A 25,609-nucleotide genomic window follows, 5' to 3' on the forward strand; every position below is an offset into this window, starting at 1 on the left:
TTGCAGCCGCACCTAGGGCGAGGGGCGGCCGGCGCCGTCTCTCTGTGAGTCCCGCGTCCCAGGCGCACTTCGGACAGGCGAACGGATGAGCAGCACCATGGCGCAGAAGGAGCGGGCGACGGCCGAAGCCGCCGACTGGCTTGCGCGCCTGCAGCGCGCTGAGGTGTCCGAGGAAGACGGCCTGGCCTTTGAGGCCTGGCTGGCGGCGGGCCCGGAGAATGGCGCCGCCTATCGCGAGGCGCTCTCGGTCTGGCACGCTTACGAGGCGGCGGCCGAGGCGGTGCTGTCCGAGATCGATACGCCGGCGCGGCGCCGGGCCACACGACAGGGGTCCACGCGCCGCTGGTGGGTGGGCGCCGGCGGGTTCGCCGTCGCCGCCGGGCTCGGCCTGGCCATCCTGCCGCCGATGCTCGCCCAGGCCCCCACAGACCTCTACCAGACCGGCCGCGGCCAGCACCGAACGGTGAAGCTGGCGGACGGCTCAACCATCCACCTCAACGCCGAAACCCGCCTGACCGTCAGCCTCGCGCGCTCCGAACGACGCGTGGCGCTCGAGGACGGGGAGGCGATCTTCCAGGTGGCTGCGGACAAGGCGCGGCCGTTCACCGTCGCGTCCATCGGCCACGAGGTGCGCGTGGTCGGCACCCAATTCGACGTGCGCAGCCGTGACGGGGATCTCGCGGTCACCGTGGCCGAGGGCAGGGTCCAGGTGACGCCCAGCGCCGCGAGCCACGGCGCGCCCGTGCTGCTGACGCCCGGCCAGAAGCTCGACATCGCCGCATCCGGCCTGGCGCGGCTGAGCCGGGTGGATCCGCAGGAGGCGTTCAGCTGGCGCTCGGGCCGGCTGGTCTACCGCGACGAGCCCCTGGGCAAGGTCGTGGCCGACTTGAACCGGCAGTTCGCGCAACAGATCGAGATCGCCGACGCCGAGCTTGCGAACATTCCGATCACCGGCGTCATCGTGCTCGACGACCCGGGCGCCGTGACGCAGCGCTTGTCCTTGATGCTGCCCATAAGATCAGTACCTTCCGAGCGGGGGCTGCGGCTTCTCAAGAAGTAGCGCCAAGCGGTTAGGGCGGACGAACCATCTCCAGGCGACGGGAATTTGCCGCCGCGTTGACGGGTGTCGGCGTGGCCCTTGGCTTGGCTGATTCCAGCCAGGCGGCGACCGCGCCTGTTCGCTTCCGGATCGAGCCGAAGCCCTATTCCGAAGCTCTGATCGACTTGGCTCAGCAGGCCAACATCACCCTCGTCGGCGCCCGCGCCTGTGACGGCGAGGTCGGGCCGGCCCTGGTCGGCAGCTTCACTCTGGAGCAGGCCCTCGACCGGCTGTTGGCCGACGCGCCGTGCGCCTGGCGTCTCGTGGCCGCCCGCACTGTGGAGGTCACTCCGCGCCGGGCCGAACCGGCGCAGGCCGCTCCGCGACCGACGACCTTGTCGGAGCTGCTCGTCACGGCGACCAAGCGGGTGCGCAACCCACGCCAGCTGGCGGTCGCCATCTCGGCGGCCTCAGGGCGAGATCTGGAGCGGGCCGGGGCCACTGACATCGCCGACGCCTCGCCGCAGCTCGCCGGCGTGCTGGCCACCAACCTGGGCCCTGGCCGCAACAAGCTGCTGCTCCGCGGGCTGGCGGACGGCGCCTATACCGGGCGGACCCGCTCGACGGTGGCCACCTACCTCGACGACATCCCGCTGAACTACAACGCGCCGGACCCCGACCTGCGGCTGGTCGACGTGGAGCGGGTGGAGGTGGCTCGGGGACCGCAGGGCGCGCTCTATGGCGCGGGCTCGTTGAGCGGCGTCTATCGCATCGTCACCCGCAAGCCCGACCCGAACGCCTTCGAAGGCGAGGTGCGCGGGACCCGCGCCACCACCGAGGGCGGGGAGCCCAGCTTTGCGGCCCAGGCCTATCTGAACCTGCCCGTGTGGCGCGACGTGGCGGCTCTGCGGCTGTCCGGCTACCACGAGATCCAGGGCGGCCAGCTGGACGACATCAGCCTCGGGCGGAACAACGTCGACCGGACCGAGCGGCAAGGCGGGCGCGCCGCCCTGGTGGTACAGCCGTTTGCCGACTGGACCCTGACCCTCACCGGCGCCGGGCAGCACCTGCGGTCCGAGGACACGCACTACACCACGCTTGGCAAGGGGCTGAACCGCAGCAACCGGATTCCCGAGCCGCACGTGAACGACATCCTGCTCGGGACCGGCACGCTGAAGGGCTCGCTCGGCGGCCTCCAGTTCACCTCGTCCACCGGCTTCGTCCGTCACGCCTACGGAAGCTTCTACGACGCCACCTCGGTCCAGGAGACCTACACCAGCTTCGCAACGACGGCGGCCTACTCCGAGCGCAGCCGCACCCGCATGCTGGTGCACGACATGTTCGTCTCCTACGACGGCGAGCGCCTGGAGTGGCTGGTCGGGCTCTACGGCTCGGCCACCTCGGCCCACTCGCCTAGCGAGCTGCTGGCGCAGAACAGCCTGGCGGGACAGCGGATCGACGTCCCGGTCTATTCCGACGACCGGCGCGACCGCATGCGCGAGTTCGCGGCCTATGGAGAGGCGGCCTTCCGGCTCGCGCCGGGCTGGACCGTAGCCTTGGGAGGCCGAGTCTTCACGCACAGCACCCGCACGGCCTCCAACGTGATCTCCGAGCGCTGGGGGCCGCGCAGCTTCGAGCTGAGCCGCGACTTCACAAGCTTCTCGCCCAAGCTGTCGGTCCAGTACGAGACGCCCGAGGGCGACCTCTTCTATGGCGTATTCTCCGAGGGTCACCGTCCCGGCGGCTTCAATTCTGGCGGGGCGCGCCCGGTGGAGCCGGAGCAACTCGCCACCTATACGCCGGACCGGCTGCGCCACGCTGAACTCGGGGCGAAGCTGCAGTTTCCCGAGCTCCGCCTGGCGATCAATTCGGCGCTCTTCTACGACGCCTGGCGCAACATCCAGACCGACCAGTTCCGCCGCTCCGGCATCCCCTTCGCCATCAACGCCGGCGACGCCCAGATCCTGGGCTTGGAAACCGAGCTCGCCTTCCGCTGGACCGAGAACCTCTCGACCCAGCTCAACGGGCGGATCACCCAGACGCGGACCAGCGACGCCAATCCGTTCTTCGAGCGCGGCCTGGCCGACGCGCTGCCCGGCGCCCCCGCGATCTCGGGCGCGGCCGTGGTGGCGTACGAGCGTCCGCTCGCCGGCGACTGGCTGCTGCGGCTGACCGGCGAGGCCGCCTACCTCGGCCGCTCACGGCTCAGCTGGGAGCGCTCGGACGCCCAGCGGATGGGCGGCTATGTTCGCAGCCGGCTGGTGGCGGAGGTCAGCCGGGGCCGCTTCGGCCTGCAGGCCTTCGTCAGCAACCCCACGAACGCCTTTGGCGACACCTTCGCGTTCGGCAATCCGTTCCGGAAGGAGCCGCAGGTGACCCCGCAGCGGCCGCGGACCGTCGGCCTGACGGCGTTCCTCGCCTACTGAAGTTTTTTCGCAGGCGACCTGGGGATGCGGGGGCCGGGCGCCGTCTTCACCACGATCCCGGCCTTCTGGAGAGGCCGGTATCCGGACCCCGCTGACCACGAGGCCCGAAAGAATCGAGACGGCGCGCGATCCGAGCCCAACACTCGCGCCGTTTCGGACGAGCGCGGCCCCGGCGAAGGAGAGCGCCGGGGGCCGCGCCTTGTCGCATGCGGCGCCCGCATAGTTCAGTTGGCCGATCCGCAAGCCGGTGCTAGGCTCCCCTTTGTTGATTGCGGCTGGCTCGGGTCGCGTTGGCGCTTCTGGCGCCGATCAGGTCAATGCGCGCCGGTTCTCTCCAGTCGCCGGCGCGGGATACTGCCCCGGCTCGAGGACGTCACACCTCGGCCGGGGCCTCTCCCACAGAACCCCTCCTGACAGCCGTCGCGCTTCGCCGGTTGCGTCTCGTGACACCGGTGTCACAATGCGCGGATGAGCGCGTTCACGACCCGCCGCAGCCTGCTGCTCGCCGGCGCCGCCGCCAGCTTCGCCCGTCCTGCCTGGGCTGAGATCGCGCCGCGCCGTGACAGGGTGCTGGCCGCCATGCGCCGGGCCACGCGCTTCATGACCGACAAGGTGGCGTTCAACGGCGGTTACGTCTGGAGCTACCTGCCGGACTTCTCCCGTCGGTGGGGCGAGCTGGAGGCGAAGCCGACCATGGTCTGGGTGCAGCCGCCCGGCACGGCGACCATGGGCCACCTCTACCTCGACGCCTATCACGCCACCGGCGAGGCCCAGTACTACGCCGCGGCCGAGCAGGTCGCCGGCGCCCTAATCTACGGCCAGCTCGAATCCGGCGGTTGGAACTACCTGATCGACTTCGGCGGCGAGGGCTCGATCGCCGACTGGTACGCCACCACCGGCCGCAACGCCTGGCGGATGGAGGAATTCCACCACTACCTCGGCAACTCCACCTTCGATGACGCCGGCACGTCCGAGGCCATGCAGTTCCTGCTGCGGCTCTATCTCGAGAAGCGCGACCCGAAGTACCGGCCCCCTGTGGACCGGGCGATCGATTTTGTCCTGGCCAGCCAATACCCTGTGGGCGGCTGGCCGCAGCGGTGGCCGCACGCCGCCGAGGGGCCGGACTACGCCCGCTACATCACGTTCAACGACGACGTGGCCGGCGAGAACCTGAAGTTCCTGGTGATGGTCTACCAGACGCTCGGCGAGCGGCGGGTGCTGGACGCCATCAACCGGGCGATGACCTCGTTCCTGGTGACCCAGCAAGGCCAGCCACAGCCCGGCTGGGCCCTCCAGCACACGGCGGACCTGAAGCCCGCCGGCGCGCGCACCTACGAGCCGAAGGCCCTGGCCACCCACACCACGGCCAACAACCTCGAACAGCTGATGAACTTCTACGAGCTCACCGGGGACAGCAAGTTCCTGGCCCGGGTGGGCGAGGGGATCGACTGGCTGGACAAGGTGAAGCTGGCCGCCCCACGTCCTGACGGGCGCACTCACCCGACCTACATCGAGCTCGGCACGGATCGGCCGCTCTACGTGCACCGCACCGGCTCGAACGCTGTGAACGGCCGCTACTACGCCGACTACGACGACCAGAAACTGCTCGGCCACTACAGCGCCCACCGCAAGATCGACGTGGCCGCGCTGCGCCGGCGGCTGGCCCGGCTGCAGGCGACCCCGCCGGCCGAGGCTGCGAAGAACTCGCCGCTGTTGTCGAAAACGCCGATCAACCTGCCGCGCTACTTCGCCAACCAGGACATCTCCACGTCCGACCTGAACGCGGTGCGGGCCCCGCCGAAGGACAACAAGGCGCAGGCGGCGGCGCAGATCGTCTCCGAGCTAAACGCCGAGGGCTGGTGGCCGTCACGGCTGGCCGCGCTCAGCAACCCGTACCGCGGGCCCGGACCGGCGACGCCGACGCCGGGCGACTACGCCTCGACCCACGTGGGCGACCAGTGGGACACCTCGCCCTTTCCGGTGAAGGACGGGCCCGTGGGCATCTCCATCGCCCACTACATCGGCAACATGAGCACCCTTATCGCCTATCTGGACCAGGCGCGCTGACGGCCGACAGTCGCCCGTCGAAGCGCTGGCCGCCGATCTGCAGGTTGTCCAGCGTCAGGCCGCGGACGTTCTCCAGCACGAAGTTGGTCTTCGCCGAAGCCACGCTGACGTCCTTGATCAGCACCCCGTCCAGCGGCGCAGCGGCCGGCGCGTGGCCCTCGAACACCACGCCCACGTTCTGGACCTTGATGTCTTCGAAGACGATGTCCCGGTAGGTGGAGGGGAAGTTCCCGCCCAACTCGCCCGGATAGTTCAGCTGGAACCAGAACAGGGTCCCAAAGTCCTCGACGGTGAAGTTGCGCACGCGCACGTGCTCCACCGTCCCGCCGCGATCGAGATTGGCCTTGAAGCGGATCGCGGACGCGCCCTTGCGCAGCACGTTGTCGGTGAAGAAGACGTGGGCGATCCCGCCCGACATTTCTGAGCCGAGCGCGATGCCGTCCTCGCCACCCATGTCGTTGTTGCGCACCACCACATGGGTGGAAGGCCGGGCGATCGTGCGCCCGTCGAGATCGCGGCCCGACTTCACGACCACGGAGTCGTCGCCCGTGCGGAACTTTGAGTTCTCGATCAGCACATAGGTGGAGGAGTCCACGTCGACCCCGTCGTTGTTCGGGAACATGGAGTCCACCGTGATCCCGCGCACGACGGCGTGGTCCACGTACACCAGGTGGTTCACCCAGAAGGGCGAGTTCTTCACCGTGTAGCCTTCCAGCTTCACGCGCTTGCCGCCCAGGATCTGGATGATGCTGGGACGCAGGTAGGTCCCCTCGGCGAAGACGCGCCTGCGCAGCGGAACGCCGTCGAACCCCATCCGGCGCAGGCGCTGGAAGTCGGGCTCGGCCGTTTTGTGCCAGGCGTGGAAGCCGCTCTGCGCGTTTCCGTCGATGACGCCCGCGCCGGTGATCGCCACGTCCTCGACGTCCGCGGCGTAGATCAGCGGCGAGTAGCTCATCACCTCGGTGCCTTCCCAGCGGGTCTTCACCACCGGCAGGTAGTCGGCTGGCTCCGGCGAGAAGAGCAGGGTGGCGCCGGCCTCCAGGTGCAGGTCGATCCGGCTCTTCAGGTGGATCGGGCCCTTGGAAAACCAGACGCCGGGCCCCAGGACCACACGGCCCCCGCCCGCGCGGCTCGCCTGTCGGATGGCCGCCATGATTGCAGGGCGGGCATCGGCCTTGCCGTCCGTCGGGCCCTTCACCCGCACCACCCGGGCCGGAATGCGCGGCGCCTGGATGGACGCGACGATCTCGTCGGCCATGCGCCAGTCGGCGGCGGTGGACTGGGCCACGGCGGGCGAGGCGAGGGCGGCGGCGAGCGCCGCGGCGATCAGCAGCCTACACAAGACGCATCACCGGGCGGCCGTTCACCGTCACGTCCTGCAACTTCAGGCCCTTCACGTTCTTGACGATGCTGGGCTCGGCCACGCCCTGGAAGTCGCAGTCGCGGATCGTCAGGTCGTGGATCGGCGCATTCTCGAAGCCCTGCAGGTCGGCGACCCGCGTGGACTTCGCGCTCCGCACCCGCTCGACCACCACGTTGCGCAGCACCGGGGTGAAGCGGCCGTTGCGGCCTTCCTCGTAGTTGAAGTCGACGGTCACCACGGCCTTTCGGACCTGGCCCACCTCGAGGTCGCGGAAGAAGCAGTTCTCCACGACGCCGCCCCGCAGGGCGTTGTTCTTGAAGCGGATGGCGTGATCGAGGTCGGGGCTGTCCAGGCGGCATTTCTCGGCGAAGATGTTGCGCGCGTTGCCGCTGATTTGGCTGCCCACCGTCAGCCCGCCGTGACCATCGGCCATGCGGCAGTTGCGGATGACGATGTTCTCGGACGGCGTCTTCAGGCGGCGACCGTCCTCGTTGCGACCCGAATTCACCGCGATGCAGTCGTCGCCCGTGGAGAAGAAGCAGTCCTCGATCAGCACGTCGCGGCAGCTCTCGGGATCGCAGCCGTCGTTGTTCGGACCGTGGCTGTTCACGTCCACGCCGCGAATGGTGACGTTGGTGCAGAGCACCGGATGGATCTGCCAGAACGGCGAGCGGCGGAGCTTCACGCCTTCGATCAGCACGTTCTTGCAGCGGTAGGGCTGCAGGAAGCTCGGCCTCAGGTAGGAGCCCTCGCCGAACACCCGCTGCGCAACGGGGACGCGGTCCTCGGCCATCTGGAACAGCTTCGCGCGCGCGGGCCGCTGGTCGGGCATGCCCTCGACCCAGCCGTGCTGGTTCTGCTTCCACTTGCCCTTCCAGGTCCACCAGTGCTCGCGGCTGCACTGGCCGTCGATCACCCCCTTGCCGGTGATGGCGATGTTCTCGCACTCGAAGGCGTAGATGAACGGCGAATAGTTCATCAGCTCGATGCCCTCCCACCGGGTGAACACCACCGGCAGGTAGGCCTTGGGATCGGTCTTGAACCTGAGCGTCGCGCCTTCAGAGACGTGCAGGTTGACGTTGCTCTTCAGGTGGATCGGCCCGGTCAGCCAGTCGCCCGGCGGGATGACCACCCTGCCGCCGCCGGCGGCGTGGCACTCGGCGATGGCCTTGGCGATGGCGGCGCTGCTGTCGGCCACGGCCTCGCCGTCCCCGCCATAGCGGTCGATCGGGAAGTCGCGGTCGGGGAAGGTCGGGGCCTTGATCCGCGCGACGATGGCGGCGGCCTCAGCCCACGGATCGCCCGGGGCGGCGGCGGCGCGTCCCGCGAGCAGGGCGGCGGCCGAGGTGAGCAGGAGGTCACGGCGAGCGAGCATCGGGGAACTCCGTACGAAAGAAAAAGGCGGGCGCCCCGGGGAGGAGAGGGGCGCCCGCCTTCGCGTCAGCTCATCAGAAGCTGTAACGCAGACCCAGGTAGTACTGTCGGCCGAAGTGGTGGTTGGTCCAGATGCGCTTGGCCTCGGTGTCGTTGTACTGGCGGCTGGGCTCGTCCGTCAGGTTGATGCCCTCCAGGCTGACCCGCATCTTCTCGGTGAGCTGGTAGGAGATGGTGGCGTCGACGGTGTCCGTGGCGGGCACGAAGTCGGCGTCCTGGTACTCCAGCCGGTTGGCGCTGCCGAACAGGCCCGCGTTGGCCGACGGGCTGGCCGTCAGGTACTCGTCGCGGTGGGCGAACGAGATCCGCGCGCTCAGCTTCTCGTCCTCGTAGAAGAACGTGAAGTTGTACGCCCCCTCGGACGCGTTCAGGCGCTGGCTCCGGAAGGGGTTGGGGCACACGCCGTTGACCGGGGTCGACGGGCAGTTCTCCTGCTTGCCGAGGAAGTGGGTGTAGTTCGCCAGCACCCCGAAGTTGCCGGTCCACTCGGGCAGGCCGAACCGCTCGGGCAGGAAGGTCAACGGCATCTGGACGTTGGCTTCGAAGCCCTTGATCGTCGCGCCGCTGTCGTTGTTCACGGTGGTGGTGAACTGGGTCTCATCGTTCGGCGTGCGGCCGGTGCCCACCAGCAGCGACTCCGGCAGGCCGAACGAGCTGTAGGGGCCGGTCAGGCGCACCGTCGTGAAGTCCCGGGTGAACTTCTTGTAGAAGAGGCCGAGCGCCACCAGCGACTTCCCGCCCGGATACCACTCGAAGGACAGGTCGGCCGTGTTGGCCACCTGCGGCAGCAGGCGCGGGTTGCCGGCGGTGACCGTCAGGTTGCCGGTGGTGTTCAGCGTGCCGCCCGGGTTCAGGGCGCCCAGGCCCGGGCGAACCATGACCTTGGCCGCGGCGCCGCGGACCAGGAACTGCGGCGTAACCTCGGCCACCACGTTGGCCGCCGGCAGCCAGTTCTTGTAGGAGTTCGGCACCGTCAGGGCCACCGGGGCGCCCCCCGCAAAGGTGTAGCCGCGGGCGGTGATGTCAGTGTCCACGTAGCGGACTCCCACGTCGCCGCGCAGCCGCCAGGGCAGGGCGTCGGTGTCAAAGTCGAGCTGCACATAGGCGGCGCGCGACTCTTCGGTGATCGTCCGGAAGCTGCCGCGGGCGTTAGTGTTCTCGATCCCGAACAGCTGGAACGTGCCGGTGTTGCTGTAGATGTTCAGCGCCGAGGCGATGGCGTCGAAGTTCGGCACGACCCACCCTTCCGGGATGCCGTCGCCGTCCAGGCCCTTGCCGAAGCCGCTGAGCTGCTGGGCGAGAGACGCCATCGTCGTGCCGGCCGGCAGGGTTGGGATCGCGAATTCAGTGCTGCGGCGATATTCCTGGCCGTCGTTGACGTACTTCTTCCAGACCGCGCCGGCGCGGAAGGTGAAGGTGTCGTTGAACTCCCACTCGATGTCGCCGACCGCCTGATCGAAGGTGTTGCGCACGAACTGCGGGCGCAGGCGGATTTCGCTCGGGCGCACCGTGCCGGTTGCGTTGGCGTTTCCGAAGGTGAAGGCGTTCGGGTCGTTGTAGTCGAAGCCCCAGGTGATGTTGGGCATCTCGGGATCGTTGCGGGCGTCGTAGATCCAGCCGTCCTGGTTGGCCCGGTCGAAGGTGATCGTCGTCTGGACCGGGTTCTTGAAGCTCGACTTGGACGTCCCGTACATCCCGCTGAGCCGGATATTGTCGGTCAGCTCGTGCGTGCCGCTCAGGGTGTACTGGGTGAAGATCGTCCGCAGCTCGTCCTCGCGGGCCTCGATGCGGATGTCGACGTTGTCGAAGCGGCCGTAGGTGAGCGTGCCGTTCTCATCCGTCTCGAACTCCCGCACGATCATGTACGGCTTGCCGAACTCCGGCGAGGCGGCGGCGCGGCTGAAGGAAATGGCCTCCAGGTAGTTCTCGCGGCGATCGCCCTTGAAGTCTGAATAGAGATAGTCGAGCGAGATCGTGGTGCGGTCGGTGGGCTTCCACTGGACAGAGCCGGTGATCCCCAGGCGCTCCTGCTCGTAGTCCAGGCGCGCGAAGCGGGGCAGGCGGGGATGCCAGCTCGCAGGGCTGTTGGCCCGCTGGTACGCCGCGATCTCAGCCGCCGTGGAGGCACGCGGTTCGCCCACGAGGCAGTTGGTGGCCGAGGAGCCGATGGTCGCGTTGGCGCCGGGGTTGAACTGCTGGCCGGCTTGGGTCGCGTTGGTGTCGAAGCCAAGGGGACTGCAGAAGCCGCCGCTGGAGGTGCCTTCCGCCCAGCGCACGGTGTTGAAGCCTTCTTCGCGCACGTTGCGCTTGGAGTAGGCCACCGAGCCCAGGATGCCGACGGTGTCGTCGAAGAAGGTCTTCGAGAACAGGCCGGCGAAGCGGGGGTCCCACTTCTTCGACAGGTCGTTGTAGCCATAGTTCACCGACAGCACCGCGGCGTCCTTGCGGAAGTCGAACGGGCGCGAGGTCGTCAGGTCGATGGTGGCGCCCAGCGAGCCTTCCTCGGTCGAGGCCGACGGCGTCTTGCGCACGGCCAGGCTGTTGAAGAGTTCCGAGGCGAAGACGTTGAAGTCGAACTGGCGGTTGCGGTTGGCCCCGCCGTCGGCGTCCGAGCCGCCGGTGGAGGTCAGCGTCTCCAGCCCGTTGATCCGCACCCGGGTGAACTGCGGTCCCAGGCCGCGCACCGTGATGTTGCGGCCTTCGCCGCCCGCACGGGTGATCGAAACCCCCGGCACCCGCTGCAGGGATTCAGCCAGGTTGTTGTCGGGGAATTTGGCGACGTCCTCGGCCTTGATGATGTCGACGACCGCGGTCTCTTCCCGCTTCTCGGCGATGGCGCTTTCGATCGACGCGCGGAAGCCGGTGACCACGACCTCCTCGACCTCGGATTCCTGCGCGTTCGCCACGCCGCCCACGGACAGGGCGAGCACGGCCATCGATGCGCCGCAGGCAAGCGTGCGCAGGCGAGATCCCGTGTTGAGCTTCATCTTCTTCCCTCCGTGGCCGGGGCTCACCCCGATCCCGCGCATCTCGCGCTTGCTTCTGCTACCGGTGTCAATCTGCGCCGCAGGAAGCTGACACCGGTGTCAAAGGAGCTTAGAGCCGCAGAGCGGAAAATCAAGCCGGACGGTTAAGGTCGGTTTTCACGCACGTCGGGCAACGCGGTTCTGCGACCTTCCCGCCACACTCCGACGCCGGAACCGGCGCTTGTTGTGCCGGTTGAAGTCGGGTTCGCAGGAAAGGGAGCCACTTGGCCGAGCTGCAGGTTTCGCGAGCTTGGCGCGCCGCGGCGGACCGGCTCTGCGAGGGCCCATGGCGTCGGCTGGTCGTCCTGGGCGCCTGCGACCGGGGCAAGAGCACCTTCTGCCGCTATCTTGCGGCCCGGCTCGCCGCCGGGGGGGACGTGGCGGTGCTGGACTGCGATCTCGGCCAGAAGCTGGTCGGGCGCCCCGCCTGCGTGACGCTCGGGCGGGCCGCCGGCGGTGCGATCTTTCTCGACCGCCTCCGGTTCATCGGCGAGACCAACCCCACGCTCAGCTTGGCGGGCGTGGTGGCGGCCGCCGCTCGTCTGGCCCGGACCGCAGGCCCTGGACGTCTTGTGGTCAACACCAGCGGTCTGATCGCCGGCCCGGGCCTCACCCTCAAGCGCTGGAAGCTGGAGGCCCTTGATCCGGATTGGATCTTGGGACTGGCCATCGACGACGAGCTCGAGCCCCTCCTGGCGCCGCTGCCTCAGGCCCGCGTGCTACGGATCCCCCCTTCTGCAGCCGCTGTCCGGAAGGGTGACGCCCTGCGCAGCGCGGCGCGTATCTCCGCCTTGGCGGCGGCGCTGACAGGGGCCACCCGCCAGGCCCTGTCCTCGAAGGTCGTCATGGAAGAGCTGCAGCGGGAGCCTCCGCCCGGTCCGCGCCTGTGTGGCCTGGCCGACTTCGCTGGCGAGGATCTTGGCCTCGGGATAATTGATCTGAAAGACCCAGACTGGGTGAACACGCCGGTGGATGCTGGCTGCGTTCGACGCGTGCGCATCGGCATGGCCGCCCCGCCGCCGCTGCTCAACCCCGCCCCGTCACCCGGCGCAGCCAGGCCGTAAGGTCGCGATCGAGGGCGTCACGGCATTGGTCCAGGCCGTGCCGGCATCCCGGATAAAGAGTCAGCTGCTTCGGCTCTCGCGCCCGGCGGTGCAGGTCGAGCGAGCAGCGCGGGGGCAGGACCTCGTCGGCTTCGCCGTGGGCAAAGAGAACCGGCCTCGGGCTGAGCGCCCCCACCGCCTCGGTCCCGGCGGTCTGGCTCGAGAGAGCAGCGACGGCGATCACCTGCTCGCTCGCCGCGCCGGCGGTGATAACCACCGCGCCTCCGAACGAGTGGCCGACCAGCACCACCCGCGTCTTGCCGAGCGCCGCAAGGTGCTCGATTCCGGTGAGCACATCCGCGACGCAGGGGCCGAGGCGGCCTGGACGACGGTAATCCAGCTCGAGGGAGGCGATCCCGCCGGGGCGCAGCACTTCCGCCAGACGGTCGTAGAGGCCGCCCGCCGGCCCGCCCAGGCCGCCGCCAGAACCGAACACCCATAGGATCGCGGTGTCCCCCGGACAGGCGTGAAGGCGGCCACTCAGTTCGCCCTGCTCGGTCAGCAGCCGGAGCGGGTAGACGCCCTCCGCCTCCGGCGCGGCCCCTTCGGCGCGGAAGGGCAGGGCGTCCATGGCTCAGGCGTGGCCGCGCGGGTCGGCCGCGGCGGCCTCCTCGTCCTCGGCCTCCCCGCGCCAGCTCGCCGCCTCCTGGGCCAGTTTGCGGGCCATGGCCTCGGCTTCCGGCGCGCGGACCAGGTCCATCTGTTCGGGGATGGTGCGTTGCTCGGGGCCCACGCTGTCGTCGGGCACGCCAGGGCCGGTCTCGGCCACCGTCTCGTCGAGGGGGCGACTGTTGGTTCCGCCGCCGGGCGTCTGTCCGCGTGCTTCTGACATGTCCGCGCCTCCGTTCTCGGCGCTCAACCCGCCCCTCCGCCCTCACGTTCCCGGACGGGTTCGATGAGGGTCGAAACCGTCCGCAGAGGTTGGACGCCGGGGCGAGGCCGCCTAGGTAGGCGGCTCCGCAGTCAGGAGCGCATCATGAGCCAGCCGGCGAAGCCCATCTTCCAGGTCGTCGATCCGGCCACCGGCCAGCCGGGCCGGGCCTACGAGGGGATCACGGGCGACGAGGCCCTGGCGATCGCCCGCCGGGTCCGGGCGCGTTTCGACAGCTGGCGGCGCACGTCGTTCGCCGAGCGCGCGGCCCTGATGCGGGAAGCCGCCTCGGTCCTGCGGCGGCGGACCGAAGAGTTCGCCGGGCTGATGTGCGGCGAGATGGGCAAGACACTCGCGGACGGACGCGCCGAGGTGGAGAAGTGCGCCGTGGGCTGCGACTTCTACGCCGAGCACGCCGAGGCCTTCCTCGCCGACCAGCCGGTGGACATGGGCGGCCCCAGGGCGAAGGTCCTCTACCGACCGCTGGGGACCATCCTGGCGGTGATGCCTTGGAACTATCCGTTCTGGCAGGCCTTCCGCTTCGCCGCGCCGACCCTGATGGCCGGCAACGCGGCGGTCCTGAAGCATGCCTCCAACGTGCCGGGCTCGGCGCTGGCCATCGAGCAGGTGTTCCGCGAAGCCGGCTTCCCCGACGACGTTTTCCGGACCCTGCTGATCCCCAGCCGGGACGTGAAGGCGCTGATCGAGGATCCGGCGATCGCCGCGGTCAGCCTCACCGGCAGCGTGGAGGCCGGCAAGACGGTGGCCGCCCAGGCCGGGGCGGTGCTGAAGAAGTGCGTGCTCGAGCTCGGCGGCAGCGACGCCTACCTGGTGCTCGACGACGTCGATCCCGCCAAGGCGGCCAAGGTCGCCGCCGCCGCGCGGCTGGTGAACGCCGGCCAGAGCTGCATCGCCGGCAAGCGCTTCATCGTGCTCGCCAGCGTCCGCGAAGCCTTCGAGCAGGCGCTGGTGCGGGAAATGGAGAGCTACACGCTCGGCGACCCGCGGGCGGACGGTACGAAGCTCGGGCCGCTGCAGGCGGTGCAGGCGCGCGACGATGTCCACGACCAGGTCGCTCGCGCCGTCGAGGCGGGCGCGCGCCTGCTCACCGGCGGCCAGCTGCCGAACCGGCCGGGCGCCTGGTATCCGGCCACTGTGCTGACCGACGTCGCGCCCGGCAACCCGGCCTTCGACGAGGAGGTGTTCGGGCCGGTGGCCGCCGTGATCGAGGCGAGGGATGAGGCCGAGGCGATCGCGCTGGCCAACACCTCGGAGTTCGGGCTGGGCTCGGGCGTGCTGACCGGGAATCCGGCTCGCGGCGAGCGCATCGCCAGCGACAGCCTGGAGGCGGGCATGAGCTTCGTGAACCAGAACGTCCGCTCGGACGCCCGGCTGCCGTTCGGGGGGATCAAGCACTCCGGCTACGGCCGCGAGCTGTCGGCCTTCGGCCTCCGCGAGTTCGTCAACGTAAAGAGCGTGCTCGTTTCGCCGGAGACGCTTGCCGCCGGCGGGCCCGAGTAGGGCTCAGGCCGAGGGGCGGCTGACCACATAGGCGGCCACTACGATCAGCAGGGCGCCGACGCCCAGCGACAGGAGGAGTTTATGCGTGGTCAGGGCCAGGATGCCCCAGCTGGTCGCCATCATCACCACCGCCAGCAGCTTGGCGCGCCGGGGAATGGCGCCGCGGGCCTCCCAGTCGCGGATGTAGGGGCCGAAGCGCGGATCGGCGCGGATCCGCTCGGCCCACTCGGGCGAGCTGCGGGCGAAGGCCCAGACGGCGACGATCAGGAAGATGGTGGTCGGCAGCAACGGCAGGAAGACGCCCGCGGTCCCAAGCGCCACGGCGGCCACGCCGAGCGTGCGATAGGCGAGCACCGCCGCCCGGCCGGGGCGGCGCTTCGCGGGCGGCGTGTCGGGCGCAGGTGCGGTCACGCGCGCCATGTGCCCAGATCGCGCGGGACCGGGCAAGCCGGCGCCCCGAGGCCGCCACGTTTGGCTGGGCAACTGCCCGCCTGTTCCTCAGGAGGTCGCCCTTGAGAATTCTGCTGGCGGGCGCGCTCGCCCTGGCCGCCGTTTCCCTCGCCGCTCCAACGCGCGCACAGGACCCCGCCGCCGACGCCGGCTCGGCCATGCGCGCCTGCCTGGATGCGGTGATCGACGGCGCGCCGGTGGATTCCATCCGCGCCGGCGCCGTGGAGATCAGCCGGGAGAAACAGCCCAACGCCTGCACCGTAACCGTCAACGAGGGTGAGCCGGCCGTGGTGCGCGAGGCGGTGCTCAAGGCGGTGGGTGAGCGCCGGGAGCGGTTCTCGCCCGCCAGGACTCGATGGGATCCCGGCCAGTTCGCCAGCCGCGAGACCTTGTGCAGCCTGCCGGGCCGGCGGCACCTCAACGTGGTGATCTCCACCGGCATGCCTGGTCGGCCGCTGAAGCTGATCGCCACGGCGCTGGAGGCCAAGGACCGCGACGCCCGCTGCGACCGCGACGAGGGGCTGCAGAAGCCCGCGCTGCAAGCCGCGCCGCCGGCTCCGGCCGCCGGCTAGGCGTTACGGGCCATCAGCCCGCCGTCCACCGGGATCACGGCGCCAGTGATGTAGCTCGCCGCCGGGAGGCACAGGCTCAGCGTCATGTGCGCCACCTCCTCGGGCTCGCCGTAGCGGCGCAGCGCCGTGCGGCGGTTGGCGAAGGTGCGCCGGTCTTCCTCGGACAAGCCTTGGGTCATGCCGGTGAGGATCGGACCCGGGCAGATGCAGTTGACCGTGACCCCTTCCTTGCCAAGCTCGACGGCCAGAGCGCGGGTCAGGCCCGTGACGCCCGCCTTGGCCGCTGCGTAGGGGCTGTCGCGCGCGGTGGCGCCCAGCGCCTCGGTGGAGGCGATGTTGACGATCCGCGGACTCTGCGAGCGCCGCAGGTTGGGGAGGGCGGCGCGGACCAGCCGCTGGTGGGCGGTGAGCAGGATGGAGAACGCCCGGTCCCACACCTCCTCGTAGCCCTCGGAATCGACGGCCGCGAAGGCCGAGATCCCGGCGTTGTTGACCAGGATGTCGAGCCCGCCGAACCGCTGCGCCACCGCCTGCGTCACCTCAGCGATGGCGTTCGGGTCGGAGACGTCCAGCCCCCAGCCCTCGGCGGAGAAGCCCTCCGCCCGCAGCCGGGCGGCGACCTCCGTCACCCCCTCAGCGGACAGGTCCGTGACGGCGACGTTGGCCCCCTCGCGGGCGAAGAGTTCGGCGGTCGCCAGGCCCATGCCGGAGGCGGCGCCGGTGATCAGGGCGGTCAGCCCTTGGACGGAGCGGGACAGCGGCATCTCAGCGGCCCTCGAACACCGGCTCGCGCTTCTCCAGGAAGCTGGTGACGCCCTCGCGGTGGTCGTGCGTCTGCATCAGCAGCCGGATCTTCTCGATGGCCCAGGCGCCGATCTCGCGCGGATCGCCGTAGCTGAACTTCGCCAGCCCGGCCTTCAGGTGGCGCACGGCCAGCGGCGGGTTCGCCGCGATCTTCGCAGCCAGAGCCTCCGCGCGCGGCAGCAGTTCGGCGTGCGGCGTCACCTCGGTGACCAGGCCGATGCGCAGGGCTTCGGCCGCGTCGAACACCTCGCCGGTGAACAGCAGCTCGGCGGCCTTGGCCGGACCCACGATGGCCGGAAGCCGGTAGAAGCCGCCGACGTCGCAGACGAGGCCGCGTTTGACGAACAGCTCCCCGAACTTGGCCTTCTCCGACGCGAGCCGGACGTCGGCGAACAGCGCCAGCTCCATGCCCCAGCCGACCGCCGCTCCGTTCACCGCCGCGATCACCGGCTTGTCGCACTCCAGCGCCGCGATCGCCGCAGGCGTGGCCTGGTAGGTCCCCGGCAGGGGCGCCTTCGAGACCGGCTTCGGCCCCGCCATGATCTCGCCGACGTCGTCGCCCGAGCAGAAGGCCGGGTCCGCGCCGGTGACGATCACGCAGCGCACCTCGGGGTCCGCCGCGGCCAGCCGGAAGCTCTGCTCCAGCTCGTCGTAGGCGCGGTAGGAGAGCGCATTGCGCCGCTCGGGCCGGTTCAGGGTGATCGTCGCCACGTGGCCCGCGAGGTCCACGAGCACCGCCTCGAAGCCCGCGGCCCGTTCCGTGATGGAGACCATGCGCCTCCTCCTTTCCGGCCACGATGCGCGCGGCTCCGCGACAGGGTCAACGGTGACGCCCCGTCAGTCTTGCCATGCGGCCGGGCGGGGGGAAAGCATGGCGGCCTGAGGGAGCCGACAGATGCCCGAATTCCGGATGATCGACGCCGGCGAGGCCACGATCCGCTGCGCCGTGGAAGGCGAGGGGCCGCTCGTGGTGCTCGTGCATGGCTTCCCGGAGAGCTGGTACTCCTGGCGCCATCAGCTGCAGCCCATTGCGCAGGCGGGCTTCACCGCCTGCGCCATCGACGTGCGCGGTTACGGCGGCTCGGACAAGCCCCAGCGGGTCGAGGACTACGCCATGGAGCGCCTGACGGCCGACGTGGCCGGCGTCGCCGGCGCGCTGCAGCCGGATCGGCCGGCGATCCTGGTCGGCCACGACTGGGGCGCGCCCATCGTCTGGAACACCGCGCTTAGCCGGCCCGAGGCGATCTCGGCTGTGGCGGGCCTTTCCGTGCCGTTCACCGGCGTGCCCAGCCGGCCGTTCACGGAGGTCTTCACCGAGGCGTTCACAAGGAAGAACCGCTTCTTCTACCAGGCCTGGTTCCAGAAGGTGGGCCCGCCGGAGGCGGAGGCCGAGCGCGACGTGCGCGACTTCCTGCGGAAGTTCTACTTCGCGATCTCCGGCGACGCCCCCGCCGGCGCCTGGCCGCAGAAGGCCGCCGACGCCACCCTGCTGGAGGGCATGGTCGATCCCGGCGAGTTCCCGGCGTGGATGAGCCCCGACGACCTCGACTACTACCTGGTCGAGTTCGAGCGCTCGGGCTTCTTCGGACCCATCAGCCGCTACCGCAACCACGAGCGCGACTTCGAGTGGCTGCAGGCCTTCAAGGACCGCAAGCTCGAGATGCCCACCCTGCTGATCGGCGGAGACCGCGACCCGGCCTTCACCGTCTTCGGCGCCGTCGCTGATCCGGGCGCCCTGATGCGCCAGCACGCCACCGACCTGCGCGCCGTCCACGTGCTTGAAGGCTGCGGTCACTGGACCCAGCAGGAGCGGCCAGCCGAGGTGAATGACATCCTCATCCCCTGGCTCAAGAGCCTCTGAAGGAGACGACCCATGGCCGACCTTGAGCTGCGGCAGGAGGGCGAGGTCATCTGGGCGACCCTCAACCGCCCCGATCGGCTGAATGCGCTCTCCCGCAACCTGGTGGAGGAGCTGCGCGCCTTCTTCGTCGATCTCTACTGGCGGCGTGACGTGCGTGTGGTGGTGCTGCAGGGGGCGGGGAACGCCTTCTGCGCCGGCCTCGACCTGAAGGAGCGCACGGAAGCGTCTGGCGACCGTTCGATCGGGGCGGGGCTCACCGCCCAGCGGCGGATCAGCGAGATCGTCGTCGCCATGCGGCGCTGCCCGCAACCGATCATCGCCTGCGTCAACGGCGCGGCGGCTGGCGGCGGCTTCGCCCTGGCGCTCGCCTCCGACGTGCGGATCGCCACGCCGACGGCGCGCATGAACGCCGCCTTCATCCGCATCGGGCTGTCGGCCTGCGACATCGGAGTGAGCTACTTCCTGCCGCGGATGGTCGGAAGCTCGGTCGCCGCCGAGTACATGCTCACCGGCCGCTTCATCACCGCCGAGCGCGCCCGCGAGCTCGGCCTGGTCAGCCAGATCGTGCCGCCGGATGAGCTTGCGCCCGTCGCCCAGGGGTTCGTGGATGACATGCTGCACGCCACCCCGCTGGGCCTTCGTCTCACCAAGGAGGCGCTGAACCACGCCATCGACGCCGGCGGCCTGGAAGCCGCCATCGCCATGGAGGACCGCAACCAGATCCTGGCCAGCGCCGACGGCGACTTCGGCGAGGGCGTCCGCGCCTTCCTGGAGAAGCGTCGCCCGGTCTACAGCCAGCGGGAGGGGTAGGGCGATGATCGAGCTCTGGCACTGTCCCGACGCCAGGTCTTTCCGGGTGCTCTGGGCCCTGGAGGAGCTGGGCCTCGAGTACCGGCTGCACAACCTGCCGTTCCCGCCCCGCGTCCGTGCCCCCGAGTTCCTGGAGGTCAATCCGCTCGGCACCATCCCGGCGCTGCGCGAGGGCGAGACCTTCATGAGCGAGAGCGCCGCCATCGTGCAGTACCTGGCCACGCGCCATGCCCCCAACGACCTCCTGGTGCCGGTGGAGGACCCGGCCTACGGCGCCTGGTTGAACTGGCTGCACTTCGGCGAGGCGACGCTCACCTTCCCGCAGACGCTGGTGCTGCGGTACGGGACCTTCGAGAAGGGCAAGGCCGACGCCGCCGCGGCCGACTACGCGCAGTGGTTCCTGAGCCGGCTGCGCCACGTGGACCGGGCGCTGCAGGACGCCGAGTGGCTTTGCGCGGGCCGATTCACGGCCGCAGACATCTCCGTGGGTTACGCCCTTCTGCTGGCCAATCACCTGAAGCTGTCCGAGCACTTCAGCCCGGCGGTGGCGGACTATTGGCGCAGGCTGAAGGCCCGCCCTGGGTTCCAGGCGGCCAAGGCCGCCCAGAAGATCGAGCTCTCCGAGGCGCTTTCCTCATGATCATCCTCTATGACCACCCGCTCTCGCCCTACGCCCAGAAGGTCAAGATCGCCCTGCGCGAGAAGGGGCTGGCCTTTCAGGCGGTGCAGCCGGGCGGTTTGGGCGCCGGCGGGGCCGCCGGGGACTTTGTCGAGGCAAGCCCGCGCGCCGAGGTGCCGGCCCTGGTGGAGGGCGAGGTTCGGGTCTTCGACTCCACCATCATCCTCGAATACCTGGAGGACGCTCATCCGGAGCCGCCGCTGCGGCCCGCCAGCCCCGCCGAACGCGCCCGTGTGCGGATGCTGGAAGAGGTCATGGACACCCACTTCGAGGCGATCAACTGGGGCCTGTCGGAGCTGCGCTGGTTCCGCCGCGCCGAGGGCGAGCAGGCCCGCGCCCTGGAGGCCGCCGCGCGTCGTCAGACGGAGGGCTTCTACGCCTGGCTGGAGCGCCAGCTGGCGGGCCGCGACTGGTTCAACGGCGACGCCTTCGGATGGGGCGACCTCAGCGTCGCGCCCTATCTCAACGGCTCCGTCGGCCACGGCCATCCGCCGCCGGAGGGCTCCCGCCTCGCCGCCTGGCTGGCCCGCGTCAACGCTCGCCCGTCAGTCGCCGACACCGTGGCCGAAGCCGCGGCCTCCAGCCGCGCCGCCGCCATGCCCAATGTCGCCGAGCTGGTGGAGAAGGGCCTCTTCAGGCGCGAATACCGCGACCACCGCCTGGAGTGGATGATCAAGTCCGGGGGCCTTGACGTGGTCCTGCGCGGCCTGGAGCGCGACAACATCCGCTTCGCACCGGAGTTCGGCTGAGGCCCCACGCGCAGCGCCACTCGCCGACCGCCCCAGCTCTCCCTTCCTCCGCGATGGAGGAAGGGCGGATGGCGGTGGGGGCAGTGAGCACAAGGCGGAGCGCCGTTCGGCGCTGGCGCCCACTGCGCCGCACGGGGCGACGCGTGCGCGAACACCACCACCCAACCCTCCTCCATCGAGGAGGAGGGCCTCGACCTACTCCGTCGTCTTGCCGTCGAAGTGCTCCTCGGTCTCGTCGGCCTTGGTCTTCACCACCACGCCGTCGCGGTGCTCGGGCGGGCCATAGAGGGTGTAGAGCCGAAGCGGCGCGTCGCCGGTGTTGATCACATTGTGGCGGGCGCCGGCCGGGACGATCACCGCGTCGTCGTCCTGGATGTCGGTGCGCTGGCCGTCGATCTCGACCTGGCCGCGGCCCTCCTCGATGCGGAAGAACTGGTCGTGGTCCTCGTGGACCTCGGCGCCGATCTCCTCGCCCGGCTGCAGGGTCATCAGGACCAGTTGCAGGTACTTGCCGGTGTAGAGCACGCGCCGGTAGTCGTCGCTCTCGACGGTCAGTTTCTCGATGTTCTCGACGAAGCCCTTCATTCCGATCTCCGGGTCACTGTGGCGCTTTCAGGTGGGGTCGCGCCGGAGCGGACGCAACGAGGATCGGCGCCGATTTGATCCGGCCGAGAGGGCTGGTTCGCCGGCCTGACGCCACGGCAGCTTACGCGGCGGCGCGCTTGCGGGCAGGCGCCATTGGCCTAGGGTTCGGCGGCAAAGCCCGGGAACACGGGGAGGAAAACCATGAGCCTTGTGGACGACGCCGCCCTGCCGGTCAGCGCCAACCTGCCGCCCTTCAAGCCCCTGCCGCAGAAGGCGCCGGACGTCTCCGTGGAGCGGCGCCCCGACGGGACCGTCTTCATCCGCTCGAACCACCCGCCGGGGGAGGGCCCGCGCTCCATCGCCCACCTGCTGGCCGAGCGGGCGGCCGAGCACCCGGACCGCCCCTACATCCTGCAGCGTGCGCCGGGCCACGGGCCCTGGCAGGGCGTGACCTATGGCGAGGCGAAGCGCGCGGCCGACGGTATCGCCCAGTGGCTGCTGGACCGCGGCCTCACCGGCGCCGACAGCGTGATGGTGCTCTCCGCCAATTCGGTGGAGCACGCCCTGGTCATGCTGGGCTGCTACACCGCGGGCGTCCCGATCGCCCCGATCAGCCCCGCCTACAGCCTGATCTCGTCGGACCACGCCAAGCTCAAGCACTGCTTCGCCACCGTCCGGCCCAAGGCGGTGTTCGTGCAGAATTCGGACATGTTCGCCCGGGCCATCGAAACCCTGAAGGGGCTGGACCCGCAGCTGTTCTTCGTCAGCGGCGACGGCGGGAACGGCACGGTCCCGCTGTCCGAGCTCGTCGCCACCGAGCCGACCCAGGCGGTGGAGGACGCCCGCGAGCGGCTGAACCATTCTACCGTCGCCAAGTACCTGTTCACCTCCGGCTCGACGGGCATGCCCAAGGGCGTCCCCCAGACGCACGGCATGTTCGCCGGCGTGATCGCCGGCCAGGAGGGCCTGCGCGACGAGCCCAAGGACCCGGACCTGATCCCCCAGGCTCTGGAATGGATGCCCTGGAGCCACATCTCCGCGGGCAACATCGGCTTCAACGGCGTCCTTTGGAGCGGGGGCACCCTCTACCTCGATGAGGGCAAGCCGATCCCGGGCATGTTCGAGACCACCATCAAGAACCTCTCCGAGGTCTCGCCCCTGGTGTTCGGCTCCGCGCCCGTGGCCTTCGGCATGCTGGTTGAGGCCATGGAACGCGACCCGCAGCTGCGCGCCAGCTTCTTCCGCAACATGCGCCAGATGGGCTACGGCGGCGCGACCCTCTCCAACGACATCTACGAGCGGATCCAGGCGCTGGCGATCGAGGAGACCGGCCACCGCATCCCGCTCACCACCATGTACGGGGCGACCGAAACCCAGGGGATCACCGTCGTCCACTGGATCACCGAGCGCGTCGGCCTGATCGGCCTGCCGCTGCCCGGCATCACGCTCAAGCTGGTGCCCAACGGGTCCAAGCTGGAGGTGCGGGTGAAGGGCCCGACCGTCACCACCGGCTACCACAACGATCCCGACAAGACCGCCGCGGCCTTCGACGAGGAGGGCTTCTACAAGCTGGGCGACGCCTGCCGCTTCCTGGATCCGGACGACCCGGCCCAGGGCCTGGTGTTCGACGGCCGGGTGACCGAGGACTTCAAGCTGGACAGCGGCACCTGGGTCTCGGTGGGCACCCTGCGCCCCGATCTGGTGGCCGCCTGCACGCCCTACGTCTTCGACATGGTGATCACCGGCCAGGACAAGCCGTTCGCCGGCGCCTTGATCTGGCCGTCGCCGGCCGGCCTGGCCGAGCTCGGCGACGATCCGCTGACCAAGCTGACCGCGGTGCTGAAGGAGCGCCTGTCGGCCTTCAACGCCACGGCCGGCGGCTCCTCCCGCCGGATCGGCCGGTTCGTCATCATGACCGAGCCGCCGTCCATCGACGCCGGCGAGATCACCGACAAGGGCTACGTAAACCAGCGCGCCACCCTGGAGCGCCGCCACGCCCTGGTGGACTCCCTCTACGCCAACCCGCCGGGCCCGGGCGTCGTGGTCCTCTAGATGGCCGAGCTGATCCTGCACCACTACGACACCTCGCCCTTCTCGGAGAAGGTGCGGGCCATGCTGGGTGTCAAAGGCCTGGCGTGGCGCTCGGTGATCCAGCCGGTGATCATGCCCAAGCCCGAGCTGGTCCCGCTCACCGGCGGCTACCGGCGCATTCCGGTGATGCAGGCGGGCGCCGACGTCTACTGCGACAGCCAGGTGATCCTCGAGGAGATCGAGCGCCGCCATCCCGAACCGAAGGTGATCCGCGGCGCGGACTGGGCGGTGAACCTGTTCTGCGACCGCACCTGGTTCCAGGCCAGCGTGGCGATCATCTTCGCGCGCCTGGGCGACGCCGTGCCCCGGGCCTTCATTGAGGACCGCGAGAAGCTCTCCGGACGACCTTTCGACGTGAAGGCCATGCAGGCCGCCGCGCCCTTCGCGCGCGACCAGTGGCGGGCCTACGCCGCGTGGGCGGACGCCGCCCTGGCGGACGCGCCGTTCCTGGGCGGCGAGCGGCCGTCGCTGGCCGACGTGGCCACCTGGATGCCGATTTGGTGGGCGGCGGGCGCCGACGCCGCGCTGCTGAACGGGCTCGACAACCTCAGCGGCTGGGCCGAGCGCATGCGCTCCTTCGGCCATGGCCAGCGCACTGAGATGAGTCCGGCCGACGCTCTGGCCGCCGCCCGCGCGGCCGAGCCGGAGGGTTACGACGGTACGTCCCTGTCCGAAGGGCCAGCGCCAGGCCAGGCGGTTCGGGTCAGCGCCGACGACTATGGCCGCGATCCCATCCGCGGACGGCTGGTGCATGCCGGCGGCCGGCGTATCGTCATCGCCCGCGAGGACCCCGACCTCGGCCGGCTGAACATCCATTTGCCGCGCGCCGGCTATGTGCTGGCCGCGGACGACCAGGGAGCTTGACCATGAACGACCGCGTGACGGTGGACATCAAGGACGGCGTCGCCGACGTGCGCCTCGTCCGGACCGACAAGATGAACGCCCTCGACAACGCCATGTTCGAGGCTCTGGTGGAGGCGGGCGAGAGCCTGAAGTCCAACAAGGACGTCCGCGCGGTGGTGCTCTCCGGCGACGGCCGCGCCTTCTGCGCCGGCCTCGACATGGGCAACTTCTCGCAGATGGCGTCCGGCGAGCGGAAGGGTGGCCAGCGCAGCGTCGACGAGCTCACCAAGGGCCGCACCCCCGCCGGCGCCAACCGGGCGCAGCAGTGCTGCTATGTCTGGCGCGAGGTGCCCGTGCCGGTGATCGCCGCCGTACACGGCGTGGCCTTCGGCGGCGGCTTCCAGCTGGCCCTGGGCGCCGACCTGCGCTTCGTCACCCGCGACGCCAAGCTGGCGGTGCTGGAGATCAAGTGGGGCCTGGTGCCCGACATGGCCGGCATCGTCCTGATGCGCGGCCTGATCCGCGACGACGTGGCCCGCGAGCTCACCTGGAGCGGGCGGATCTTCTCGGGCGAGGAGGCCGTGCAGATGGGCCTGGCCACCCGCGTCTGCGACGACCCGCGCGCCGACGCCCTGGCGCTCGCGGCCGAAATCGCCGCCAAGAACCCCGACGCCATCCGCGCGGGCAAGCGCCTGCTCAACCTGGCCCAGTCGGACGCGAGCGTCTCCGAGATCTTCCTGGAGGAAACCCGCGAGCAGGTCGCCCTCATCGGCGCCCCCAACCAGGTGGAGGCCGTGAAGGCCAACATGGAAAAGCGCGCCCCAGTCTTCGCGTAGGCGCCGCTGGCGAGGCCTCACCCCAGCTCTCCCTTCGTCCTCGATGGAGGAAGGGCGGGGATGGTGGTGTGCGCACTAAGCTGAAGGCGTGCCGCGGGAGGCGCCGGCCCCCTTCAGCGCGTCTGTGGCGCCGCCCTGCACACACCACCACCCAACCCTGCTCCATCGAGGACGAGGGCTATGGGCTCAGCGCGCCGCCACCCGCGTCTGCGCCGGCGCGCCGGCCAGCTGGCCCATGGTCTTGCTGACGGTGCTCTTCACGCAGGCGCGCTGCAGGTCGACGGGGAAGCTCGCGCCGATGGTCTCGCGCACGCAGAGCGAGCGGGCGGCCTTGGTGACCTCGGCCTGCACCTGCTCGGCGCTCTTGCCGACGGTGGAGATGCGGATGGACTTGGCGCTCGCCGGGGCGGCGATCGACAGGGCCGCGGCGGCGGCCAGGGTCAGGATGCGGATCATGGTTCGGTTCCGGACTGAGGTTG

23 protein-coding genes are annotated in these 25,609 nt (G+C 70.1%); 13 read left to right on the forward strand and 10 right to left on the reverse strand.

Annotated features, from left to right (window positions below; all coding sequences use genetic code 11):
- The first annotated feature begins 85 nt into the window (after positions 1–85).
- From VIL67_RS00120 to VIL67_RS00130, 3 genes are all read left to right on the forward strand, one after another.
- Positions 86–1,060, forward strand: coding sequence for a FecR family protein (locus VIL67_RS00120; RefSeq protein ID WP_332046808.1), 975 nt, complete (start codon positions 86–88; stop codon positions 1,058–1,060).
- 83 nt (positions 1,061–1,143) lie between these two features.
- Complete coding sequence (locus VIL67_RS00125; RefSeq protein WP_332046809.1) at positions 1,144–3,465, forward strand: TonB-dependent receptor; 2,322 nt, start codon at positions 1,144–1,146, stop codon at positions 3,463–3,465.
- Positions 3,466–3,933: 468 nt separating this feature from the next.
- Positions 3,934–5,532, forward strand: a complete 1,599-nt coding sequence (locus VIL67_RS00130; protein WP_332046810.1) for a pectate lyase — start codon at positions 3,934–3,936, stop codon at positions 5,530–5,532.
- Here VIL67_RS00130 and VIL67_RS00135 read toward each other — a convergent pair.
- The 3 genes from VIL67_RS00135 to VIL67_RS00145 all read right to left on the reverse strand — a co-directional run bounded on the left by VIL67_RS00135 (position 5,504) and on the right by VIL67_RS00145 (position 11,316).
- A complete protein-coding gene (locus VIL67_RS00135; RefSeq protein WP_332046811.1) occupies positions 5,504–6,874 on the reverse strand; it encodes a glycoside hydrolase family 28 protein in 1,371 nt (456 codons plus the stop codon). The genes VIL67_RS00130 and VIL67_RS00135 overlap by 29 nt on opposite strands.
- A complete protein-coding gene (locus VIL67_RS00140) occupies positions 6,867–8,270 on the reverse strand; it encodes a glycoside hydrolase family 28 protein (RefSeq protein ID WP_332046812.1) in 1,404 nt (467 codons plus the stop codon). The genes VIL67_RS00135 and VIL67_RS00140 overlap by 8 nt, the downstream gene beginning before the upstream one ends.
- A gap of 73 nt (positions 8,271–8,343) precedes the next feature.
- Positions 8,344–11,316: a TonB-dependent receptor gene (locus tag VIL67_RS00145; RefSeq protein WP_332046813.1), complete on the reverse strand. Its 2,973-nt coding sequence runs from the start codon at positions 11,314–11,316 to the stop codon at positions 8,344–8,346.
- 263 nt (positions 11,317–11,579) lie between these two features.
- On the opposite strand from VIL67_RS00145, the gene VIL67_RS00150 reads away from it, so the two are divergent.
- On the forward strand, positions 11,580–12,419 hold the full coding sequence (locus VIL67_RS00150) for a Clp1/GlmU family protein (protein WP_332046814.1): 840 nt from the start codon (positions 11,580–11,582) through the stop codon (positions 12,417–12,419).
- Here VIL67_RS00150 and VIL67_RS00155 read toward each other — a convergent pair.
- Both VIL67_RS00155 and VIL67_RS00160 read right to left on the reverse strand, forming a co-directional pair.
- Positions 12,382–13,029 carry an alpha/beta hydrolase gene (locus VIL67_RS00155; RefSeq protein ID WP_332046815.1) on the reverse strand — a complete coding sequence of 216 codons (648 nt, stop codon included), beginning with the start codon at positions 13,027–13,029 and terminating at the stop codon, positions 12,382–12,384. The two genes, VIL67_RS00150 and VIL67_RS00155, sit on opposite strands and share 38 nt — an antisense overlap.
- A gap of 3 nt (positions 13,030–13,032) precedes the next feature.
- The gene (locus tag VIL67_RS00160; protein WP_332046816.1) at positions 13,033–13,290 is read right to left on the reverse strand and encodes a hypothetical protein; all 258 of its coding nucleotides are present in this window, start codon (positions 13,288–13,290) and stop codon (positions 13,033–13,035) included.
- A gap of 144 nt (positions 13,291–13,434) precedes the next feature.
- Between VIL67_RS00160 and VIL67_RS00165 the strand changes: the two genes are divergently transcribed.
- A complete protein-coding gene (locus tag VIL67_RS00165) occupies positions 13,435–14,850 on the forward strand; it encodes an NAD-dependent succinate-semialdehyde dehydrogenase (protein ID WP_332046817.1) in 1,416 nt (471 codons plus the stop codon).
- 3 nt (positions 14,851–14,853) lie between these two features.
- Here VIL67_RS00165 and VIL67_RS00170 read toward each other — a convergent pair whose 3' ends face one another.
- Complete coding sequence (locus VIL67_RS00170) at positions 14,854–15,270, reverse strand: YbaN family protein (protein ID WP_332046818.1); 417 nt, start codon at positions 15,268–15,270, stop codon at positions 14,854–14,856.
- A gap of 92 nt (positions 15,271–15,362) precedes the next feature.
- Here VIL67_RS00170 and VIL67_RS00175 point away from each other — a divergent pair, with 92 nt between their 5' ends.
- Positions 15,363–15,872 (forward strand): hypothetical protein, encoded by a 510-nt coding sequence (locus VIL67_RS00175; protein WP_332046819.1) that lies wholly within the window; start codon positions 15,363–15,365, stop codon positions 15,870–15,872.
- Here VIL67_RS00175 and VIL67_RS00180 read toward each other — a convergent pair.
- Together VIL67_RS00180 and VIL67_RS00185 are read right to left on the reverse strand one after the other, a co-directional pair.
- Entirely contained in the window at positions 15,869–16,636 is a 768-nt protein-coding gene (locus VIL67_RS00180; protein WP_332046820.1) for an SDR family NAD(P)-dependent oxidoreductase, read from the reverse strand. The two genes, VIL67_RS00175 and VIL67_RS00180, sit on opposite strands and share 4 nt — an antisense overlap.
- A 1-nt stretch (position 16,637) precedes the next feature.
- Positions 16,638–17,450 carry an enoyl-CoA hydratase/isomerase family protein gene (locus tag VIL67_RS00185; protein WP_332046821.1) on the reverse strand — a complete coding sequence of 271 codons (813 nt, stop codon included), beginning with the start codon at positions 17,448–17,450 and terminating at the stop codon, positions 16,638–16,640.
- Positions 17,451–17,571: 121 nt separating this feature from the next.
- On the opposite strand from VIL67_RS00185, the gene VIL67_RS00190 reads away from it, so the two are divergent.
- From VIL67_RS00190 to VIL67_RS00205, 4 genes are read left to right on the forward strand one after another with little or no spacing between them, the layout of a single operon-like run.
- Positions 17,572–18,537 (forward strand): alpha/beta fold hydrolase, encoded by a 966-nt coding sequence (locus VIL67_RS00190; RefSeq protein WP_332046822.1) that lies wholly within the window; start codon positions 17,572–17,574, stop codon positions 18,535–18,537.
- A gap of 12 nt (positions 18,538–18,549) precedes the next feature.
- Positions 18,550–19,347, forward strand: coding sequence for an enoyl-CoA hydratase/isomerase family protein (locus VIL67_RS00195; RefSeq protein WP_332046823.1), 798 nt, complete (start codon positions 18,550–18,552; stop codon positions 19,345–19,347).
- Between the two features lie 4 nt (positions 19,348–19,351).
- Positions 19,352–19,987 (forward strand): glutathione S-transferase family protein, encoded by a 636-nt coding sequence (locus tag VIL67_RS00200; protein WP_332046824.1) that lies wholly within the window; start codon positions 19,352–19,354, stop codon positions 19,985–19,987.
- On the forward strand, positions 19,984–20,775 hold the full coding sequence (locus VIL67_RS00205) for a glutathione S-transferase family protein (RefSeq protein ID WP_332046825.1): 792 nt from the start codon (positions 19,984–19,986) through the stop codon (positions 20,773–20,775). The genes VIL67_RS00200 and VIL67_RS00205 overlap by 4 nt, the downstream gene beginning before the upstream one ends.
- A 195-nt stretch (positions 20,776–20,970) precedes the next feature.
- Here VIL67_RS00205 and VIL67_RS00210 read toward each other — a convergent pair whose 3' ends face one another.
- A complete protein-coding gene (locus tag VIL67_RS00210; protein ID WP_332046826.1) occupies positions 20,971–21,360 on the reverse strand; it encodes a cupin domain-containing protein in 390 nt (129 codons plus the stop codon).
- A 201-nt stretch (positions 21,361–21,561) separates the two neighbouring features.
- Between VIL67_RS00210 and VIL67_RS00215 the strand changes: the two genes are divergently transcribed.
- From VIL67_RS00215 to VIL67_RS00225, 3 genes are read left to right on the forward strand one after another with little or no spacing between them, the layout of a single operon-like run.
- The gene (locus VIL67_RS00215; protein ID WP_332046827.1) at positions 21,562–23,412 is read left to right on the forward strand and encodes an AMP-binding protein; all 1,851 of its coding nucleotides are present in this window, start codon (positions 21,562–21,564) and stop codon (positions 23,410–23,412) included.
- A complete protein-coding gene (locus VIL67_RS00220; RefSeq protein ID WP_332046828.1) occupies positions 23,413–24,315 on the forward strand; it encodes a glutathione S-transferase family protein in 903 nt (300 codons plus the stop codon). It begins immediately after the preceding gene.
- Between the two features lie 2 nt (positions 24,316–24,317).
- A complete protein-coding gene (locus tag VIL67_RS00225; protein ID WP_332046829.1) occupies positions 24,318–25,130 on the forward strand; it encodes a crotonase/enoyl-CoA hydratase family protein in 813 nt (270 codons plus the stop codon).
- A gap of 186 nt (positions 25,131–25,316) precedes the next feature.
- On the opposite strand, the gene VIL67_RS00230 is transcribed toward VIL67_RS00225, so the two are convergent.
- Entirely contained in the window at positions 25,317–25,586 is a 270-nt protein-coding gene (locus tag VIL67_RS00230; protein ID WP_332046830.1) for a hypothetical protein, read from the reverse strand.
- Positions 25,587–25,609 lie beyond the last annotated feature (23 nt).

Source organism: Phenylobacterium sp., assembly GCF_036563385.1.
Classification (GTDB): domain Bacteria; phylum Pseudomonadota; class Alphaproteobacteria; order Caulobacterales; family Caulobacteraceae; genus Phenylobacterium.

Coding starts and splice junctions, on each gene's coding strand:
- VIL67_RS00180 (WP_332046820.1), bottom strand. CDS start 16,636: ATGCCGCTGTCCCGCTCCGTCCAAGGGCTGACCGCCCTGATCACCGGC.
- VIL67_RS00210 (WP_332046826.1), bottom strand. CDS start 21,360: ATGAAGGGCTTCGTCGAGAACATCGAGAAACTGACCGTCGAGAGCGAC.
- VIL67_RS00205 (WP_332046825.1), top strand. CDS start 19,984: ATGATCATCCTCTATGACCACCCGCTCTCGCCCTACGCCCAGAAGGTC.
- VIL67_RS00130 (WP_332046810.1), top strand. CDS start 3,934: ATGAGCGCGTTCACGACCCGCCGCAGCCTGCTGCTCGCCGGCGCCGCC.
- VIL67_RS00145 (WP_332046813.1), bottom strand. CDS start 11,316: ATGAAGCTCAACACGGGATCTCGCCTGCGCACGCTTGCCTGCGGCGCA.
- VIL67_RS00220 (WP_332046828.1), top strand. CDS start 23,413: ATGGCCGAGCTGATCCTGCACCACTACGACACCTCGCCCTTCTCGGAG.
- VIL67_RS00160 (WP_332046816.1), bottom strand. CDS start 13,290: ATGTCAGAAGCACGCGGACAGACGCCCGGCGGCGGAACCAACAGTCGC.
- VIL67_RS00215 (WP_332046827.1), top strand. CDS start 21,562: ATGAGCCTTGTGGACGACGCCGCCCTGCCGGTCAGCGCCAACCTGCCG.
- VIL67_RS00155 (WP_332046815.1), bottom strand. CDS start 13,029: ATGGACGCCCTGCCCTTCCGCGCCGAAGGGGCCGCGCCGGAGGCGGAG.
- VIL67_RS00170 (WP_332046818.1), bottom strand. CDS start 15,270: ATGGCGCGCGTGACCGCACCTGCGCCCGACACGCCGCCCGCGAAGCGC.
- VIL67_RS00165 (WP_332046817.1), top strand. CDS start 13,435: ATGAGCCAGCCGGCGAAGCCCATCTTCCAGGTCGTCGATCCGGCCACC.
- VIL67_RS00120 (WP_332046808.1), top strand. CDS start 86: ATGAGCAGCACCATGGCGCAGAAGGAGCGGGCGACGGCCGAAGCCGCC.
- VIL67_RS00185 (WP_332046821.1), bottom strand. CDS start 17,450: ATGGTCTCCATCACGGAACGGGCCGCGGGCTTCGAGGCGGTGCTCGTG.
- VIL67_RS00190 (WP_332046822.1), top strand. CDS start 17,572: ATGCCCGAATTCCGGATGATCGACGCCGGCGAGGCCACGATCCGCTGC.
- VIL67_RS00225 (WP_332046829.1), top strand. CDS start 24,318: ATGAACGACCGCGTGACGGTGGACATCAAGGACGGCGTCGCCGACGTG.
- VIL67_RS00195 (WP_332046823.1), top strand. CDS start 18,550: ATGGCCGACCTTGAGCTGCGGCAGGAGGGCGAGGTCATCTGGGCGACC.
- VIL67_RS00200 (WP_332046824.1), top strand. CDS start 19,352: ATGATCGAGCTCTGGCACTGTCCCGACGCCAGGTCTTTCCGGGTGCTC.
- VIL67_RS00140 (WP_332046812.1), bottom strand. CDS start 8,270: ATGCTCGCTCGCCGTGACCTCCTGCTCACCTCGGCCGCCGCCCTGCTC.
- VIL67_RS00230 (WP_332046830.1), bottom strand. CDS start 25,586: ATGATCCGCATCCTGACCCTGGCCGCCGCCGCGGCCCTGTCGATCGCC.